Origin of the sequence: Enterobacter quasimori (assembly GCF_018597345.1) — a bacterium.
Lineage (GTDB): Bacteria > Pseudomonadota > Gammaproteobacteria > Enterobacterales > Enterobacteriaceae > Enterobacter > Enterobacter mori.
On the sequence record NZ_JAHEVU010000001.1, the window covers coordinates 495107 to 513954 of the forward strand.

Annotated in this window: 19 protein-coding genes; 8 read left to right on the forward strand and 11 right to left on the reverse strand. The window is 56.4% G+C overall.

The window, feature by feature from the left end:
* Positions 1–43: 43 nt before the first annotated feature.
* Positions 44–2077 carry a peptidyl-dipeptidase Dcp gene (dcp, locus tag KK102_RS02225; RefSeq protein ID WP_216356857.1) on the reverse strand — a complete coding sequence of 678 codons (2034 nt, stop codon included), beginning with the start codon at positions 2075–2077 and terminating at the stop codon, positions 44–46.
* Between the two features lie 143 nt (positions 2078–2220).
* Between dcp and ydfG the strand changes: the two genes are divergently transcribed.
* Both ydfG and KK102_RS02235 read left to right on the forward strand, forming a co-directional pair.
* A complete protein-coding gene (gene ydfG, locus KK102_RS02230) occupies positions 2221–2967 on the forward strand; it encodes a bifunctional NADP-dependent 3-hydroxy acid dehydrogenase/3-hydroxypropionate dehydrogenase YdfG (protein ID WP_126544557.1) in 747 nt (248 codons plus the stop codon).
* Positions 2968–3058: 91 nt separating this feature from the next.
* Complete coding sequence (locus KK102_RS02235; protein WP_126544556.1) at positions 3059–3745, forward strand: GntR family transcriptional regulator; 687 nt, start codon at positions 3059–3061, stop codon at positions 3743–3745.
* Positions 3746–3779: 34 nt separating this feature from the next.
* On the opposite strand, the gene KK102_RS02240 is transcribed toward KK102_RS02235, so the two are convergent.
* Positions 3780–4211 (reverse strand): universal stress protein, encoded by a 432-nt coding sequence (locus KK102_RS02240; protein WP_126544555.1) that lies wholly within the window; start codon positions 4209–4211, stop codon positions 3780–3782.
* Positions 4212–4499: 288 nt separating this feature from the next.
* On the opposite strand from KK102_RS02240, the gene ydfZ reads away from it, so the two are divergent.
* On the forward strand, positions 4500–4703 hold the full coding sequence (gene ydfZ / locus KK102_RS02245; RefSeq protein ID WP_010430680.1) for a putative selenium delivery protein YdfZ: 204 nt from the start codon (positions 4500–4502) through the stop codon (positions 4701–4703).
* Positions 4704–4745: 42 nt separating this feature from the next.
* On the opposite strand, the gene KK102_RS02250 is transcribed toward ydfZ, so the two are convergent.
* The 5 genes from KK102_RS02250 to KK102_RS02270 all read right to left on the reverse strand — a co-directional run bounded on the left by KK102_RS02250 (position 4746) and on the right by KK102_RS02270 (position 10573).
* Positions 4746–6209, reverse strand: a complete 1464-nt coding sequence (locus tag KK102_RS02250) for a mannitol dehydrogenase family protein (RefSeq protein ID WP_216356858.1) — start codon at positions 6207–6209, stop codon at positions 4746–4748.
* Positions 6210–6433: 224 nt separating this feature from the next.
* Complete coding sequence (locus KK102_RS02255) at positions 6434–7813, reverse strand: MFS transporter (protein WP_216356859.1); 1380 nt, start codon at positions 7811–7813, stop codon at positions 6434–6436.
* Between the two features lie 73 nt (positions 7814–7886).
* The gene (locus tag KK102_RS02260) at positions 7887–8906 is read right to left on the reverse strand and encodes a Zn-dependent oxidoreductase (protein ID WP_216356860.1); all 1020 of its coding nucleotides are present in this window, start codon (positions 8904–8906) and stop codon (positions 7887–7889) included.
* Between the two features lie 14 nt (positions 8907–8920).
* Complete coding sequence (gene manD, locus KK102_RS02265) at positions 8921–10135, reverse strand: D-mannonate dehydratase ManD (RefSeq protein WP_126544551.1); 1215 nt, start codon at positions 10133–10135, stop codon at positions 8921–8923.
* 111 nt (positions 10136–10246) lie between these two features.
* The gene (locus tag KK102_RS02270) at positions 10247–10573 is read right to left on the reverse strand and encodes a YnfA family protein (protein WP_010430670.1); all 327 of its coding nucleotides are present in this window, start codon (positions 10571–10573) and stop codon (positions 10247–10249) included.
* Between the two features lie 130 nt (positions 10574–10703).
* On the opposite strand from KK102_RS02270, the gene KK102_RS02275 reads away from it, so the two are divergent.
* Both KK102_RS02275 and speG read left to right on the forward strand, forming a co-directional pair.
* Positions 10704–11042 carry a DUF1283 family protein gene (locus tag KK102_RS02275; protein ID WP_042714686.1) on the forward strand — a complete coding sequence of 113 codons (339 nt, stop codon included), beginning with the start codon at positions 10704–10706 and terminating at the stop codon, positions 11040–11042.
* The gene (gene speG / locus KK102_RS02280) at positions 11042–11602 is read left to right on the forward strand and encodes a spermidine N1-acetyltransferase (RefSeq protein WP_042714685.1); all 561 of its coding nucleotides are present in this window, start codon (positions 11042–11044) and stop codon (positions 11600–11602) included. The genes KK102_RS02275 and speG overlap by 1 nt, the downstream gene beginning before the upstream one ends.
* Positions 11603–11619: 17 nt before the next feature.
* Here speG and KK102_RS02285 read toward each other — a convergent pair whose 3' ends face one another.
* The gene (locus tag KK102_RS02285; RefSeq protein WP_216356861.1) at positions 11620–12330 is read right to left on the reverse strand and encodes a YnfC family lipoprotein; all 711 of its coding nucleotides are present in this window, start codon (positions 12328–12330) and stop codon (positions 11620–11622) included.
* Positions 12331–12434: 104 nt separating this feature from the next.
* On the opposite strand from KK102_RS02285, the gene KK102_RS02290 reads away from it, so the two are divergent.
* The 3 genes from KK102_RS02290 (at position 12435) to dmsD (ending at position 16009) form a co-directional block, all read left to right on the forward strand.
* Entirely contained in the window at positions 12435–12728 is a 294-nt protein-coding gene (locus tag KK102_RS02290; protein ID WP_126544549.1) for a DUF1161 domain-containing protein, read from the forward strand.
* A 133-nt stretch (positions 12729–12861) separates the two neighbouring features.
* Positions 12862–15300: a selenate/tellurate reductase subunit YnfE gene (gene ynfE / locus KK102_RS02295; RefSeq protein WP_216356862.1), complete on the forward strand. Its 2439-nt coding sequence runs from the start codon at positions 12862–12864 to the stop codon at positions 15298–15300.
* Between the two features lie 94 nt (positions 15301–15394).
* Complete coding sequence (gene dmsD / locus KK102_RS02300) at positions 15395–16009, forward strand: Tat proofreading chaperone DmsD (RefSeq protein ID WP_216356863.1); 615 nt, start codon at positions 15395–15397, stop codon at positions 16007–16009.
* Between the two features lie 59 nt (positions 16010–16068).
* On the opposite strand, the gene KK102_RS02305 is transcribed toward dmsD, so the two are convergent.
* The 3 genes from KK102_RS02305 to KK102_RS02315 form a co-directional block, all read right to left on the reverse strand.
* Positions 16069–16452 carry a Rid family hydrolase gene (locus tag KK102_RS02305; protein WP_010430656.1) on the reverse strand — a complete coding sequence of 128 codons (384 nt, stop codon included), beginning with the start codon at positions 16450–16452 and terminating at the stop codon, positions 16069–16071.
* Between the two features lie 13 nt (positions 16453–16465).
* Entirely contained in the window at positions 16466–17920 is a 1455-nt protein-coding gene (locus tag KK102_RS02310; RefSeq protein WP_216356864.1) for an MFS transporter, read from the reverse strand.
* Between the two features lie 79 nt (positions 17921–17999).
* A complete protein-coding gene (locus tag KK102_RS02315) occupies positions 18000–18746 on the reverse strand; it encodes a glucose 1-dehydrogenase (RefSeq protein ID WP_216356865.1) in 747 nt (248 codons plus the stop codon).
* Positions 18747–18848: the final 102 nt, after the last annotated feature.

Below are 18848 nucleotides of genomic sequence, written 5' to 3' on the forward strand. Positions count from 1 at the left end.
AAACCGGGCATCGCGCCCGGTTCTATATTCAGCAAAATTCACGCTACTCGTTTAACCCGCGATTTTCCAGCATAGGCTCAATCTTCGGGTCGTGTCCACGCCAGTTACGGTACAGTTCAGCTAAATCCGTGCTGTTCCCACGAGACAAAATCGCCTCGCGGAATGTCTGTCCATTTTCGCGAGTCAAACCACCCTGCTCGACAAACCACTGATAGCCGTCGTCCGCCAGCATTTGCGTCCAGAGATAGGCGTAATAGCCCGCCGCATAGCCGCCGCCAAAGATATGCGCAAAGTAACTGCTGCGATAGCGTGGCGGGACGGCGGGCAGATCCAGTCCCTCTTTTTTCAACGCTTCCGCTTCAAACGCGTCAACGTTCGAAACGGCTTCGCTAATCCCGTGCCAGTTCATGTCCAGCAGCGCGGCACCCAGCAGCTCCGTCATGTCATAACCCTTGTTGAAATGGGTCGCGTTGAGCATGCTTTCCCGCAGCGCGTCCGGCATCGGCTCACCGGTTTCGTAATGGCGCGCATAGTGGGTAAACACCTGTGGATGGCTGGCCCAGTGCTCGTTGATTTGCGACGGGAACTCAACAAAATCACGCGGCGTATTGGTGCCGGAAAGCGTGGCGAAACGCTGGCTGGCAAAGAGACCGTGCAGCGTATGGCCAAACTCGTGGAACAGGGTTATGACGTCATCCCAGGAGAGAAGCGCGATCCCGCCATTCGCCGGTTTTGGGTAGTTACAGACGTTGTAGATCACCGGACGGGCAGCAAACTCGAAGGATTGCTCGACGAAATTCCCCATCCATGCTCCGCCCTGCTTGGAATCGCGGGCAAAGAAGTCACCGTAAAACAGCGCCATGCCCTCGCCGGTGTGGTCGAAAATTTCCCATACGCGCACGTCCGGGTGATACACCGGGATATCAAAGCGTTCGACGAAGCGAATGCCAAACAGCTGGCTGGCTGCCCAGAATACGCCATCCTGCAACACGGTATTGAGCGCAAAGTAGGGCCTGATCTGCGACTCATCGAGGGCATATTTTGCCTGGCGCACGCGCTCCGCATAAAAGGCCCAGTCCCAGGCCTGCACGGTGAAACCGCCCTGCTCGTCGTCGATGACTTTCTGAATATCGGCCTGCTCGCGTTCCGCGCGGGCGCGGGCGGCAGGCACAATGCCGCGCATAAATTCCAGCGCGGCGGCCGGGGTTTTCGCCATCTGATCGGCGATGCTCCAGCTGGCATAATCGTCAAATCCGAGCAGCCGGGCCTGCCGCGCGCGTAGCGCCGTCAGACGGAGGATCAGCGCGCGAGTGTCGTTTTCATCCCCTTTCTGGGTACGTGTCCAGCCTGCGTTGAACAGGTTTTCGCGCGTCTGGCGATTACGCAGCGCCGATAGCGCTGGCTGCTGGGTGGTGTTCAGGAGCGGGATCAGCCAGCGATCGTTTAGCCCCTTCTCCGCAGCGGCCTGCGCGGCAGTGGCGATCTCGTCTGCGCTAAGCCCCTCAAGTTGATGCGCGTAATCCACTACCAGCCCACCCGCCTTATTGGCAGCCAGCAGGCGCTGATTAAACTGGCTGGTCAGGGAGGCCACCTCGGTATTCAGCGCCTTCAGCTCGGCTTTTTCCGTCTCATTTAGACGCGCACCGGCCAGAATAAACCGCTGGAATGTCTCCTCGACCAGCCGAAGAGATTCAGCGTCCAGCGCAGCACGATCCTGCCAGACGCTCTCCACGCGGGCGAAAAGGGTGTCATTCAGCCAGATATCGTTCGCCAGCGCGGCAAGTTCGGTAGAGAACTGCTCCTCCAGCTCCTGCAGGTACGCATTGGTGTGCGCGGAGGCCATGGCGAAGAATACGCTGCTGACGCGCGCGAGCAAAGCGCCGCTTTTCTCCAGCGCCAGCACGGTGTTAGTGAAGTCTGGCGCAGCGGTCTGCGCGACAATGGCGGCAATGTCCGCCCGCTTCTGGCGAAGCGCTTCATCGAAGGCCGGGCGATAATGAGTATCGTTAATCTCATCAAAACGCGGCGCCTGATAAGGCAACAGGCTAATGTTAAAAAAAGGATTATTGGCCGACATCTTTCACTCCTGAGAACGGTATATCTCCCCAGAGTAGGACAGGCAGCCCCGGCCTGCAATGGCGTCATACAAATGTTGCCTTAACGGCGCGCCTGAGAGCGTGCTATGTTAATACAACACAAAAAGCGTTGAGGAACAGTGAGATGATTATTTTAGTTACCGGGGCGACAGCGGGTTTTGGTGAAAGCATCACGCGTCGCTTCGTCGCCAACGGACACAAGGTGATTGCGACCGGTCGCCGTCAGGAACGTCTTCAGGAGCTGAAAGAGGCGTTAGGTGACAGCATCCTGACCGCGCAGCTGGACGTGCGTAACCGCGCGGCTATTGAAGAGATGATTGCTAATCTGCCAGCAGAATGGCGCGCCATCGACGTGCTGGTTAACAATGCCGGTCTGGCGCTGGGCATGGAGCCCGCCCACAAAGCCAGCGTTGAAGACTGGGAAAACATGATCGACACCAACAACAAAGGGCTGGTGTATATGACCCGCGCCGTGCTGCCGGGTATGGTCGAGCGCAACCGCGGTCACATCATCAACATCGGCTCGACTGCCGGGAGCTGGCCTTACGCGGGCGGCAATGTCTACGGCGCGACGAAAGCGTTTGTGCGCCAGTTCAGCCTTAACCTGCGTACCGATCTGCACGGCACCGCCATTCGCGTTACCGATATCGAGCCGGGCCTGGTGGGTGGCACCGAGTTTTCCAACGTACGTTTCAAAGGCGACGACGCGAAAGTGGGCAAAACCTACGAAAATGCTAACGCGCTGACGCCGGAAGATGTCACCGAAACGGTCTGGTGGGTGGCGACGCTGCCAAAACACGTCAACATCAACACCGTAGAGATGATGCCAGTCAGCCAGAGCTTTGCCGGACTTAGCGTCCATAGAGGCTAATTACGCCCTTCCCGGCCTGCGGGCCGGGTATGTGATGGCAGGCAAAAGAATGGTAGTATGTACAGGTTAACTCTCTGAGAAATCACAACCCATGGCCGCTGAATCGCAACTCAATCCTACCCAGCCCGTTAACCAGCAAATTTATCGTATTTTACGACGCGATATCGTCCACTGCCTGATCCCGCCGGGAACGCCGCTCTCTGAAAAAGAGGTCTCGGTGCGTTTTGACGTGTCCCGTCAGCCGGTGCGCGAGGCGTTTATCAAACTTGCTGAAAATGGCCTGATTCAGATCCGCCCCCAGCGCGGCAGCTATGTGAACAAGATTTCCCTTTCGCAAGTCCGTAATGGCTGTTTCGTCCGCCAGGCCATTGAATGCGCAGTGGCACGTCGTGCCGCAGCGCTTATCGATGACAACCAGTGTTACCTGCTGGAGCAAAACCTCCATCAGCAGCGGATTGCGATTGATCGCAAGCAGCTCAACGACTTCTTCCAGCTTGATGATGAATTCCACCAGAAACTGGCGCAAATTGCGGATTGCCAGCTGGCGTGGGATACCATCGAAAACATCAAGGCCACCATCGACCGCGTGCGTTATATGAGTCTCGATCACGTCTCTCCGCCGGAAATGCTGCTCCGACAGCATCACGATATTTTCAACGCGCTGGAAAAGCGCGACGCGGACGGCGTGGAAACCGCGATGACGCGGCATCTTCAGGAAATTAGCGAATCCGTGCAGCTGATTCGTCAGGAAAATAGCGAGTGGTTTAGCGAAGAGTAATATTCGCCGCCACCTTTCGGGTGCGGCGATGTATTTAGCGAACGACTAATACCGGGATCGTGGCGTAGCGCAGGATAGATTCCGCATTTGACCCCAGCAGATGGGTAGTGATGCTCGGATTTTTCGACCCGATGACAATAACGTCATACTCCCCTTCTTTGCTGAGCCTGATAATTTCATCACGCACGTTGCCAAAACACACTTTGCAGTGAATATCATTCGGCGAAATATCGAAGAGCCGCTTTAACGCCGTCATTTTTTTCTCGGACTCCGCGGTCATATACTCTTCAAACTTCTTTATGTCCGCGTTAAACCCGCGAAGCAGCGAGCGGCTGCTGTTAGGCAGAATGTTGACCAGGGTAATCGTCGCGCCTTCGGCTTTGGCCAGGTTAGCCGCGTGGCGAACCGCTTTATCGCTCAAGTCCATTTCAAACACGTCTACAGGCATCAATATTTTCTTGTACATAAGCCTGACTCCTTATTCCGATGAGAGGATTATTTCCTGGCTCAAGAGTGCCATTGGCAATATAAACAAACCCTCAACGCTTGCAGGGTGAAATTATCCATTAAGGAAAATAACTGTCGGCTTTGTAAATTACCGTCCGGAACCGTCAGCGGGCTGCACTGAGGATAAAAAAAGTGTGAGCTTGATCAAAAGCAAATAATTTATGCGGCGAGAGGCGTATTAATAATGCCCGTGAACGGCAGCAGGTAAAATAGCGCCGTAGCGAAGAGTAAGAGAGGAGAAAATACCATGATGACATACGACCGTAACCGTAACGCCATTACCACCGGTAGCCGGGTCATGATTAGCGGCACCGGCCGCACCGGCGTGATTAAAGCGATTCACAGCGAGGGGCTGGACGCCGCGCAGGTGCGCCGCAGCAAAACGGTTGAAGTGGAAGGAAGTGAAGGCAGGTACGAACCGATCGAACTGATTCGTCTGGGAATGCACTAAGCGTGCAGGTTCATGCCGCCGCCAGCGGCGGCATGAAATACATTAGGGTTGTACCGCGTACTGCGCCACTGTGGCTTTCGCCCCCTTCTGCAGCAGCGTCTGATAGGCCTCCATCACCGCATTCACAAACACGACATCCTGCGGCAGTTCGTTTCCAAAAATGGCTTCAATGCCCAGCAGCGCCTTAACGCGACTTTGCCCCTCTGCGCTTCCCTTTACTGCCGCCTGAATCACCGCCAGCTGCGGGTCGCTCACCTCAATGGCATTACCCTGCTCGTCCACACCGCCGACATAACGCATCCAGCCAGCCACGCCCAGCGCCAGCAGCGGGAAAGGCTTCTGGTTCACTCGATGCCAGCGCACGGAGTCCAGCATACGCTGCGGGAGCTTCTGGCTGCCGTCCATCGCGATCTGCCAGGTGCGGTGACGCAGTGCCGGATTGCTGTAGCGCGCAATCAGCAGGTCAGCATAGTGGCCTAAATCGACGCCTTTCACCTTCAGCGTGGGAGCCTGCTCTTTTAGCATCAGCGCGCGCGCGGCTACACGGTAGTTTTTATCTTCCATGCAGTCGTTGATGTGCTGATACCCTGCCAGATAGCCGAGATAGGCCAGGAACGAGTGGCTGCCGTTGAGCATACGCAGCTTCATCTCTTCGAACGGGATGACGTCTGCGACCAGCTCGGCACCTGCTTTTTCCCACTGCGGACGGCCAGCAACAAAGTTGTCTTCAATAACCCACTGGCGGAACGGCTCGCAGGCCACGCCCGCCGGATCGCGCACGCCGGTCAACCGCTCAATTTTATCCAGCGTATCGGCGGTGACTGCAGGCACAATGCGATCCACCATCGTTGACGGGAAGGTCACGTTGGCTTCTATCCAGTCCGCCAGTTCGCCGTCTACGACGCGCGCGTAGGCGCAGGTTACGTTACGCATGACGTGACCATTCTCCGGCATGTTGTCGCAGGACATCACGCTGAAAGCAGGCAGACCTGCCGCTTTACGACGCGCCAGCGCTTCAACCACGACGCCAGGGGCAGATTTCGGCTGAAGCGGGTTTGTCAGGTCGGCGACGATTAACGGATGATCGAGCATCAGTTGTCCGGTCGCCGGGGAGTGGCAGTAGCCTTTCTCGGTGATGGTCAGGGAGACTATCGCGACCTGAGGTTCACACATCGCCGCCAGTACGGCTTCCATCCCGTCAACCTGCGCGTGCAGTGCTTTTTTGACCACGCCGACGACGCGCGATGTCCAGGCATCGGCAGACATCTCCGCGACGGTGTAGAGGTTATCCTGCGCGTTGAGATCGGCAATTTGCTGTTCGCCACCAATCAGATTCACTTCGCAGTATCCCCAGTCGCTGCCGTGTTCAGCCGCGAGAATATCGGCATACACTGCCTGATGGGCACGGTGAAATGCGCCGAACCCTAAATGAACAATGCGCGCCTGGAGGCTGCCGCGATCGTACTGGGGCAGCGTCGCTTTCGCCTGTAATAACCGGTTTTCCATGATTGAGACTCGTTAATTAATGAAAGCTGCGATCCGCTGCCGCTCTTCTTCCAACGCGGCAGCGCCTGCTGACTACACCAACTAGAATGGCAGTTGGGGTAAAAAAATAACTGCCATCAACCATACTGATACTTCAATTTCAGATATTGATTTATATTAACTTTTGTCCATGTGGTGTGACATGATCGAAAAGTTGTGTGATAAGTCACTCAGGATATAAACCATTAACGTCGTGACGAGAGTGCGCCATAGCCAACTGATTCGCGCCGGGGCGCTTCCGCCGCATCTTCTGCCGCGCTCAAATCGCGGTCACGCACTTCCGGCATCAGGATTGCCGAGACCAGCCCAATCACGGAATAGGCCACCAGCATGGCGACAATCGGCCACCAGGATCCGGTCATGTTGCAGAAGATCCCCGCCAGTACCGGACCAAAGCCCACCGCCACCAGCCCGCCCGCCTCTTTGGAGATAGCCATGCGGGTAAAGCGATTACGTGAGCCAAACATCTCAGCCATGGTGATGTTTTCCAGCGCAAACAGCCCCAGTACCGAAATGTTATGAATGACGATAATAGAAAGCATGATCGTCCCCGGCGCGTAGCTCTTATCGACGATAATCGACAGCATGGGGTAAGCCAAAAGAATGGCGGAAGTGTTAACGATGATGTACGGCAGCCGACGCCCTACCTTGTCAGACAGCCAGCCCAGTAGAGGAATGGTGATGAACCCGAGGACAGAGCTAATCATCAGTGCATCGGTGGGAATTGCCTTATCGAACAGCAGCGTCTGTACCAGATAGCCCGCCAGGAACGTCTGAATCAGACCCGAGTTACCCGCCTGCCCGAAGCGCAGCCCGGTTGCCAGCCAGAAGGATTTGCTTTTGAACATCGCACCCAGGGAGGTTTCCGGGGCAGCCACCGGCGCGACAGTTTCTGCGTCGTTCACTTTCTCAAAGACCGGGCTCTCTTTCAGGTTCATTCGCAGCCAGATGGCAAAGATCATCACCACGACGCTGGCGAGGAAGGGTACGCGCCAGCCCCAGGCGACAAGTTCTTCACGGTCGAGGGCAAAGAACATAACAGCCCAGATGGCCGTTGCGCTCAGCGTCCCGCAGTTGGTCCCCATCGCCACCAGCGAGGAGATAATGCCGCGTTTCCCCTTCGGGGCGTATTCCGCGAGCATCGTGCCAGCGCCAGATATCTCCGCGCCAGCGCCCAGCCCCTGAATAATGCGCAGCGTCACCAGCAGGACCGGCGCGAAAATCCCAATCTGCGCGTAGGTCGGCAGCACGCCAATCAGCGTGGTGCAGATCCCCATCATGGTGATGGTAATGAACAGCACCTTTTTACGGCCAATGCTGTCACCCATTCTGCCGAAGATGAACGCCCCGACGATACGCGCGACATAGCCCGCGCCGTAGGTCCCCATCGCCAGAATCAGCGCCATCGCGGCAGACTGTTCCGGGAAGAAGATTTCGTGGAATACCAGGGCGGCACCCAGCGAATAAAGCTGGAAATCCATAAACTCCAGCGCGGTGCCCAGCCAGCCGGAGACGGCGGCTTTCACCAGATCGGAGGTGGTTCGTTGAGGTTGTGCTTGCGTCATAATGGCTATCTCTAAAAGGTAAGATGCGTACCACATAGAGCCTGTCTGCGCAGGCTCTTAACCGCGTGTTTTATTATTGAGCGAACGTGAGCAAGACTTTGCAGCACTGCCGCTGGTCTTTTTCAAACAGTTCGATGGCGTCTGTGACGTGGTGATAGTCAAAGGTATGGGTGATCAGTTTTTCCGGGTCGATCAGCCCCTTTTCCAGCCAGTCAATCACGACCGGGAATTTGTTGGCGTTGAGGCGCGAAGAGAAGATCGCCAGTTCTTTGCCGGTGATGCCCTGCTGCACAACCTGGCTCGGCTCGCTGGAGAAGCCCATCAGCACGATGCGCGCCGCCGGGGAGGCCAGGGTAATGGCTTCCTGTAAAATCGACGGATGACAGGCGGCATCAATGATTAACGTCGGTTTGATGCCTTTTTCCTCCAGCGCGGCCTGCAGCGACTGCTCGTCGTTGTTAAAGACCCAGTCCGCGCCGCTGCGCCGGGCCATTGCCAGCCGCTCATCAATGCGGTCGACGACGATAACCTGCTTCACCTTATAGACGCCCTTCAGCGCCTGCACGGTGACCAGCCCCATCGGGCCCGCGCCGTAAATCAGCGCGACATCCTGTTCCGTCGGTTTCGCCTGCCCCGTTACGTTGGCGGCAATGGTAAAGGGCTCAACCATGACGGCGTGGCGATCGGGAATGTCATCCGGGATAGGCCAGGCATTTTTAGCGGGCACAGCCGCATATTCGCTGAAGCCGCCGTCGCGATGGACGCCCAGTACCACCAGTGAGGTGCAGACGTTCGGTTTCCCGACGGAACACGGGTAGCAGTGCCCGCAGCTGATCACCGGATCAACCGAGACGCGCTGCCCCAGTCGCGCGCTGTCGACGCCCTCGCCCACGGCGTCAATCACGCCGAAGAACTCGTGGCCGATCGTGCGCGGATACTTCGCAAACGGATTATGTCCACGGTAGATGTGGCTGTCTGAGCCGCAAATTCCTGCCAGCATGATTTTGACGCGGACTTCGCCTGCGCCTGGCTCCGGGCGTGGCCGCTCTTCAATCACCAACTGGTTCGGCTGTTGAATCACTACGCTTTTCATCGTTCGCTCCTCGCTTACCAGTTCCACAGCGTGCCGTCTTCAAGACGGGCTACCGGCAGATAGGCCGGATCGTAGGGGTATTTCGCCGCCAGCTTTTCATCAAATTCGATGCCCAGCCCCGGCTTGTCGCCCGGATGCATATAGCCGTTATCAAAGCGCCAGCTGTGCGGGAAGACCTCCAGCATCTGTTCGGAGTAGCCCATGTATTCCTGCACGCCGAAATTCGGCACCCACAGGTCGAAATGCAGCGCCGCGGCGTGACAGATTGGCGACAGATCGGACGGTCCGTGCGAGCCGGTGCGCACCTGGTAGAGCGAGGCGAAGTCCGCGATGCGGCGCATTCCGGTGATCCCGCCCGCGTGAGTGATGGTGGTGCGGATATAGTCGATAAGCTGCTCTTCAATCAGCTGCTTGCAGTCCCAGATGCTGTTGAACACCTCACCCACCGCAATTGGCGTGACGGTATGCTGGCGGATCAGGCGGAAGCATTCCTGATTTTCCGCAGGCGTTGGGTCTTCCATCCAGAACATGCGGAACGCTTCAATGCTCTTGCCGAAGCGCGCCGCTTCGATTGGCGTCAGGCGGTGGTGCATGTCGTGCAGAAGATGTTCATTGAAGCCAAATTTACTGCGCACCGCGTCGAACAGCTTCGGAGTGAAATCGAGGTATTTCTCAGTTGACCACAGCTGCTCTTCCGGCCAGTCGCCTTTGGTGGCAGGTTCGTAGGCAAGGCCTTTCCCTTTGGCCATGCCGTAGGTGGTTTTCATGCCCGGCACGCCGCACTGCACGCGGATCGCCTTAAAGCCCATCTCTTTATGACGGGCGTAATCTTCCAGCACGTCGTCAATGGTGTGCCCGGTGGTGTGGCAGTAGACCATCACCCCTTCACGGGATGCGCCCCCCAGCAGCTGGTAGAGCGGCATGTTGGCCGCTTTGGCTTTGATATCCCACAGTGCCATATCAACGGCGGAGATAGCCGACATGGTGACCGGGCCGCGACGCCAGTAAGCGCCTTTATAGAAAAACTGCCAGATGTCTTCGATACGGTGCGCATCGCGGCCAATCAGCTGCGGACACAGGTGATCTTTCAAATAGGACGCGACAGAGAGTTCGCGTCCGTTCAGGGTGGCATCGCCAAGACCCACGATCCCCTCATCAGTAGTGATTTTGAGGGTGACAAAGTTACGCCCCGGGCAGGTAACGAATACGTCAGCCGCGACAATTTTCATAATTCCTTTCCTTACATCGCATGTTGTGATGCAGGAAATTTACGCAATTACGCAACTACCATACAAGTATATTGATCATAATATCAGCGAGAGATCACAAAATCAGGGCGCTCAGGTGCGCCCCCATCCCGCCACGATGATCAGCATCCCGCAGAGCGCAACCAGGGCACCGGCCCAGTCGTAGACGCTGAGTTTGACCCCATCCACGACGCGTAGCCACAGCAGCGCAGTACAGACATAGACACCGCCGTACGCGGCGTAGACGCGTCCGCTCGCGGCCGGATGAAGCGTTAACAGCCAGACGAACAGCGCCAGCGCAACAGCCGCGGGGATGAGCAGCAGCACGGATGCCCCCTTCTTCAGCCACAGCCAGGGCAAGAAGCAGCCAATGATTTCACAGAGCGCGGTAGCAAAAAAAAGCAGCGTGGTTTTGAACATAATTCTCTTCTGGTGAGGATTGATTTAACCATCTTACCCGATGATAACCGCGGGTATGACGCTATCTCGCTTTGGTGTAGAATCTGAACAGGGTAACGTGATTATCTGCCCCCATTAAAAAGGAAACGCTATGACTACATTAAGCAAACGCCTTTGTCTGACCGCCGCGCTGGCGCTGTCAACGCTCGCTTTCACCGCGACGGCGACCGCCGAAACCAGCAAGCTGATTATTGAATCCGGCGATAGCGCACAAAGCCGTCAGAACGCGGCGATGGACAAAGAACAATGGAATGACACTCGCAGCCTTCGTCAGAAGGTTAATACGCGTGCCGAGAAAGAGTGGGACAAAGAAGATGTCGCTTTCGACGCGCGTGATAAGTGCCAGCAAAGCGCCAACGTCAACGCCTACTGGGAGCCAAACACCCTGCGCTGCCTGGATCGTCGCACTGGCCGCACGGTTGCACCCTGATGCCTGCACTGTATGACATTAAGCTTCGCCCGCTGGAGCGTGAAGATCTCCGTTTCGTCCACCAGCTCGACAACAATGCCAGCGTGATGCGCTACTGGTTCGAAGAGCCTTACGAGGCCTTCGTCGAGCTGTCGGATCTTTACGATAAGCACATTCACGATCAGAGCGAACGCCGTTTTGTGGTTGAGTGTGAAGGTGAAAAAGCCGGTCTGGTCGAGCTGGTGGAGATCAACCACGTTCACCGCCGGGCGGAGTTTCAGATCATCATTTCGCCTGAGCACCAGGGGAAAGGTCTTGCCTCACGAGCGGCAAAGCTGGCGATGGATTACGGATTCAACGTTCTCAACCTCTATAAGCTTTATCTCATCGTGGATAAAGAGAACGAGAAAGCGATCCATATCTACCGCAAGCTGGGCTTTATGGTGGAAGGCGAACTGATTCACGAGTTCTTCATCAACGGTGAATACCGCAACACCATCCGCATGTGCATCTTCCAGCACCAGCACCTGGCCGGACACAAGCCGTCAGGCGCCAGCCTGCTGAAACCTACCGCGCAGTAACCTGCGCGGCTTTACTCTCAGTAATATTCAATCGTGTTCTTGATGGTGTACTTGCGCTCAACGGCGGGCTTAACGCTGTCATCGGTGATCGTCAGATCGCAACTCACCGGGTTATTATGTCTGTCGTAGTCGCAGCTCTGCTTCACATTGCCGAGCGGCTTGTCGTTCAACACACTCACGGCCGAGAAGTCCATTCTTTTGCGCAGATCCTTCGACGGTGTCGACTGTACGGATAAGTGCTGGTCCCCAGAGACGGTGGTTTTGCCCAGCGGATAGCCATCCGCATCGTAGCGGTACTTCACTTCCATCTCCTTGCCGTGCGCCGCGACGACGAATCCATTATCGTCGGTCTCCCACGTCACCCCGGCTGAGGGTAATTCCGCCAGCTGACATTTCCCCTGCAGCTTCACCTTCTGCTGTTGGGTTTCGGCATCCAGGTAGTAATTTGCATCCAGCACCAGCGCCACGCCGGTGTTGTTCTCAAGATCGTGCAGTTCCAGCGTATCAAAGCACCCTTCTGTCGACAGGGTACCGGTCACGCGCTTTGACACTTCGCCCTTGTCGTTAAACAGGGTCTGGGTAAAGTCTTTCACCGGACCGCGCAGCGGGTCGAAATCGAATTCATTAGAAAAGCTCGCCATCTCAGGCGTATACGACAGCGGCGCGGAGTTGTTGTCGCACCCCACCAGTGTTGCTGCCAGTAGCGATATCGCTGCGTATTTCTTCACATCTATTACCGTTTCAGAGAGATTATTCCCAATCATATTAGCAAATACAGATGTTTACACGAAGCCTGCTAAAATTAATCTCTACACAGAGAAAGGAGCTACAGATGAAACGGTTACCCTGGATTACCGCCCTGCTGTTAATGAGTGCTTCAACGGCCGCGCTGGCGGCACCGGACTCCTGCGAGCGCGTGAAGCGCGACATTCAGCAGAAGATCGTCAACAACGGCGTGCCTGAGTCTGGCTTTACGCTGAACATCGTGCCAAACGATCAGGCAGACCAGCCGGATGCACAGGTGGTTGGGCATTGTGCCAACGACACCTTTAAAATTTTATACACCCGCACAGGAAGCGGTGCTGCCTCTGGCAGCCAGGACAATGCGCCGAGCGAACCTCAGTAACTTCCCGCTCAATGTCCATTGATTTGATAAGGATTAACGTTTAGTACCTCAAAATAAGTAACACTCACCCCATCATTAGCCCGGTTGTAATCACGGGTAAAAATAATACGTAATCTCAATGTTGGGGTGAGCCATGTCTGAGGTCGATCATCACGGCGGTATTAGCCGCCGAACGCTTGTTAAATCTACAGCGATGGGTTCGCTGGCGCTTGCCGCGGGTGGACTCTCATTACCGTTTGGTTTGAAAACTGCCGCTGCTGCAGTGCAAACCGCCGTCCAGCCTGCGGAAGATAAAGTGGTGTGGGGAGCCTGTTCGGTCAACTGCGGCAGCCGCTGCGCGCTGCGCCTCCACGTCCGCGACGATGAGGTCTACTGGGTCGAAACGGACAACACCGGCGAGGATATTTACGGTAACCATCAGGTGCGTGCCTGCCTGCGCGGACGTTCTATTCGCCGTCGTATCAATCACCCCGATCGTCTGAACTACCCGATGAAGCGCGTGGGCAAACGCGGCGAAGGCAAGTTTGAGCGCATCACATGGGACGAAGCCCTGAGCGCCATCACCGCCAGCCTGAAAGACGTGGTCAAAAAATACGGCAACGAAGCAGTGTACATTAACTACTCCTCCGGCATCGTCGGCGGCAATATCACCCGCTCCTCCCCTTACGCTTCGCTGGTGGCGCGCCTGATGAACTGCTACGGCGGTTTCCTGAGCCACTACGGCACCTACAGCACGGCGCAAATCGCCTGCGCGATGCCCTACACCTACGGCAGCAACGACGGTAACAGCACGTCCGACATCGAAAACACCAAACTGGTGGTGATGTTCGGCAATAACCCGGCGGAAACGCGCATGAGCGGCGGCGGGATTACCTGGTATCTGGAGCAGGCGCGCGAGCGCTCCAACGCGCGCATGATTGTCATCGACCCGCGCTATACCGATACCGCAGCCGGACGCGAAGATGAATGGATCCCGATCCGTCCGGGTACCGATGCCGCCCTGGTTGCGGGCATTGCATGGGTATTGATCGACGAAAACCTGGTGGACCAGCCGTTCCTGGATAAATACTGCGTCGGCTATGACGAAAAAACGCTGCCGGAAGGCGCGCCCGCTAACGGTCACTACAAGGCCTATATTCTCGGCCAGGGCGATGACCACACGGCGAAAACGCCAGAGTGGGCTTCACGCATCACCGGCATTCCGGCGGATCGCATCGTTAAGCTTGCCCGCGAAATCGGCTCCGCGAAGCCGGCCTACATCTGTCAGGGCTGGGGACCACAGCGCCAGGCAAACGGCGAGCTGACGTCCCGCGCCATCGCCATGCTGCCTATTCTGACTGGGAACGTGGGGATCAACGGCGGTAACAGCGGCGCGCGTGAGTCAACCTACACCATCACCATTGAACGTATGCCGCTGCCGGACAACCCGGTCAAAACGCAAATCTCCTGCTTCAGTTGGACGGACGCCATCGCCCGCGGGCCGGAGATGACCGCCCTGCGCGACGGCGTGCGGGGGAAAGATAAGCTTGACGTGCCTATTAAGTTCATCTGGAACTATGCGGGCAACACCATTATTAACCAGCACTCTGATATCAATAAAACTCACGAGATCCTGCAGGACGAAAGCAAGTGCGAAATGATTGTCGTCATCGACAACTTCATGACCTCGTCAGCGAAGTACGCCGATATCGTGTTGCCGGACCTGATGACCGTCGAGCAGGAAGACATTATTCCTAACGATTATGCAGGCAACATGGGCTACCTGATTTTCCTCCAGCCCGTGACCGCGCCGAAGTTTGAGCGTAAGCCTATCTACTGGATAATGAGCGAAGTGGCAAAACGCCTCGGGCCCGACATCCATCAGAAATTCACCGAAGGACGCACGCAGGAACAGTGGCTGCAGTTCTTGTATGCCAAAATGCTTGAGAAAGACCCTAAGCTGCCGTCCTATGACGAACTGAAAAAAATGGGTATTTACAAGCGTAAAGATCCAAACGGACACTTTGTGGCCTATAAAAAATTCCGCGAGAACCCGGAGGCCAATCCGCTGAAAACGCCATCGGGCAAGATTGAAATCTACTCCAGCAGGCTGGCGAACATTGCCGCCACCTGGGAGCTGGAAAAGGATGAGACCATCAGCCCCCTTCCCGTTTACGCCTCGACCTTTGACGGATGGGATGCACCCGAGCGCGCACAATTTCCGCTGCAGCTGTTTGGCTTCCACTTCAAAGCCCGAACCCACTCGAGCTACGGCAACGTCGACGTGCTGAAAGCGGCCTGCCGCCAGGAAGTCTGGCTTAATCCTGTCGATGCCGAAAAACGCGGCATTAAAAACGGCGATACGGTGCGCGTTTTTAACGATCGCGGTGAAGTGAGAACCGAAGCGAAAGTGACGCCACGCATCATGCCCGGCGTGAGCGCCATGGGCCAGGGCGCCTGGCACGATGCCAATATGAGTGGCGATCGTATCGACCACGGTTCGTGCATCAATACGCTGACCACGCACCGCCCGTCACCGTTGGCAAAAGGCAACCCGCAGCACACCAATCTGGTGCAGATCGAGAAGGTGTAGAGGGTGAAACGCGAGACCGTGGTTTATTCTATGGTCAGTATTATCGGTTAACGCAGTCGCGCGGACATCTTCCGCGCGAGAAAGGAAGGTTGTAATGAATGATGTCTCACCACGTGAATCGTTCGCGTTTAGTGCCCGGGTATTGGGCGCACTGTTTTATTTTTCTCCCGACAGCGAGCAGGCCGCGCCGCTGGTGCAGGCCCTCACCGCGGGCGACTGGATTCAGGACTGGCCCCTGCCTTCGGAAACGCTGCGCCCCGTAGCCGATACCTTTGCCTCCTCTTCCGATGAGACGCTGACGGACGCGTGGCAACGGCTGTTTATTGGCCCTTATGCCCTGCCCGCACCGCCGTGGGGTTCCGTCTGGCTTGACCGCGAATCCGTGCTGTTTGGCGACTCGACCCTCGCGCTGCGACAGTGGATGCGTGAGAATAATATCGCATTTGAAATGCAGCAGAATGAACCGGAAGATCATTTCGGCACCTTGCTGTTGCTGGCGGCGTGGCTGGCCGAGAATGGCCGTGAAGCGGAGTGCGATCGGCTTCTGGCGTGGCACCTGCTGCCGTGGAGCACCCGCTTCCTGTCGGTGTTTGTCGACAACGCCGGGCATCCGTTTTATACCGCACTGGGTCAGCTCGCGCAGCTGACGCTCGCAGACTGGCGTTCTGCGTTACTTATTCCGGTTGCGGAAAAGACGCTGTATCGCTAAGGGGTGTGGCTTGCTCGCGGGTGGCGAGCAAGCCTTCTTTTTAGCCCATACGACCGAAACTATCTTTTTGCCACGATCCGCATTTCCACCAGGGCATTTTCCGGAATGAACTCTGATACACCGATGGCGGACCATGCCGGGTATGGCGCCTTGACATACTCATCCTTCACTTTAGAAAAAACAGCGATATGTTTCTTGAGATCAATATGAAAAGTGGTCATCTCAAGAATGTTTTCATAGCCTAAGCCAGCGGCGTTCAGATACACACCCAGCTTATAAAAGGCATCATGAAACTGTTCTTCCGGCTCCTTGCTTATGGGTTTGTCCCTGCGCGCTGCGGTCACCCCTGAGAGATAGACTGTGCCATCAGCTTCGATGACGGGGGAAAAGTGCCAGTCATCGAAGTAATGCTGGAATGCGTCAGGAACTATCGATTTTTTCATGATGATGTCTCTTTTAACACGTTGATTTATGCTCTGGAAAACGTCCCCACGAAGCATACCTGATAAGCCGGACGCTGAGTCCTGCGCCTATGGCAAGGCATACCGCCATGGTCAGAAGGGAGACGATAAAGGCGTGCGTGATAGCGGCTTCACTTTTTCCAGCGTCCAACATGCTGTAAAAAATGCCGCCGATGATGGTAACGCTCAGCGCGGTGCTGATTTGCAGCGTCGAGCTGGTCACGCCGGCGATCGTGCCTGAGAACGCAGGCGCCACGCGGCCCGTCACCATGCGCACCAGCGTCGGCATTGCCAGCCCTTGTCCAAGACCGGTAACTAAAAGCAGTGCCGCGAGCGGCAACATGGCTGGCGGGCGCCCTGTCAGCGTGTGGGCAACCAGCCACGCAAGGCCTGCCAGCCCCACCGTCTCGCAGCCCATCCCGATGGCGCTTAAGTAATTTCCGACAAACCGCCTCAGGTACGGCGTCAGCAACGGTCCGATCAGAAAGCCGATGCCAAAGGGCAGAAAAATCAGTCCCGCCGTCAGGGCGTTTAAATGCAACGCATCCTGGAGATAAACAGAAAATAACAGAAAGAAGGCACCAATCGAATAAAACAGCAAAACGACTGTGAGCCCCCGCCCCAGCCCCGGCGCGCGCAGCACGGAAGGATCGAGCAGCGGTGAACCACCGCTCTGGCTAAGATGCCGCTCATAACGCCACAGCAGCCTCGCCAGCAGAGGCACAGCAAGAAATGACAGCCACGTCCACCAGGGCCATCCCGCCTCGCGGCCTTCAATTAACGGCACAATCAGCGCACTCAGCGTGACGGTTGCCAGCAGCATTCCGACGGGATCCAGACGCTGTGCAGATTGCGCGCGCGTCTCTTTTAGCAGCGGCAGTCCAAAAAGAATGACCAGCATCGCCACCGGCAGGTTAACCAGAAAAATAACCCGCCATCCCAGATGAAACAGATCCGCTGAAAGCAGGGCTCCGCCCAATACCTGCCCGATAACGGAAGCCAGACCAAACACCGCGCCATAGATACTCAGCGCGAGCGGTTTTTCCGCCTCCGGAAAAATAGCCTGAACGGAAGCCAGCGCCTGCGGAGCCATAATCGCGGCCGTGGCGCCCTGTAATATGCGCCCGGTTATCAGAACCCACGGTGACCAGGCTAAACCGCACAACAGCGATGCCGCAGCAAAACCGATGAGCCCCAGAAAAAACATCTTCCCGCGACCGTAAATATCCCCCAGCCGTCCGCCGGTGATTAACGTTACCGAGTAAACGGCAGCATAGGACGAAATGACGAGCTGTTCAGCAGAGGACGTGGCGCTCAGCTCGCCCTGAATTGCAGGCAGTGCCACATTGACAATAAAAAAATCGAGCGGAGGCAAAAATGCGCCAACCAGCAGGATAATAAACATTGCCCAGCGACGGGGCTCGGCTTGCGTGAGGGTATGTGTCGACATAGAACACTCCATAGATAACGGTTCCGTGCCCGTTAAGAGACATTATTGTGGATTGTGGGCGGCCGCCGCGTGGCTTAGCTCAACGCATGCCGCCAGAGGCCAGAATCACCTCGCCGGTCACCCAGGCCGCATCGTCTGAGGCGAGAAATGAAACAATCGGGGCCACATCCTGCACCTGGCCGATGCGGCCAAGCGGCGTCTGGCTTTCATTCCATGTCTGGAAATCCGAGTTCATCGCGCCCGCGCTATGACTCCCTTCCGTTTCGATAAGGCCGGGATTGACCGCGTTGACGCGAATGCCGCGCGGGCCGAGTTCGCGTGCGAGTACGCCGGTAATGGCGTCAATCGCGCCCTTGGTGCCGCTGTAGATGGCGCTCTCAGGAATAAAGACGCGGGTGACGAATGAGCTGATATTGATGATGCTGCTGCCTTTTGTCAGATGCGGCGCAGCCGCCCCAGCCACCAGCAACGGGCCCAGCACGTTGATATCAAACTGCCTGCGAAACAGCGTCTCGGTGCTCTCTTCAATCCTCGCGAAGGCATAAACGCCTGCATTGTTCACCACAATGTCCAGCCGCCCGTAATGGCTTACAGCCGCGTTGATCAGCGCCTCAACCTCGGTCTGGCAGGTGATATCCGCCCCAACCGCCGTCGCCTTTCCACCCGCGGCTTCGATATCGGCAACGACCTTATCCGCATCGCTTCTGCTTGAGGCGTAATTAACAATGACCTTCGCGCCGTCAGCCGCCAGCTGACGAGCAATACCAGCTCCGATACCTTTGGAGCCACCGGTGACGATGGCAACTTTGTCTTTTAATTTGTTCATGTCTTCAGCTTCCTGATTTACCGCCCGTGGCGGTGTGGTTGAGAAGGTCATATTGATATCGACAAAGTTGTTTTAGAACTGCCACTTTTGTATATTCAATGT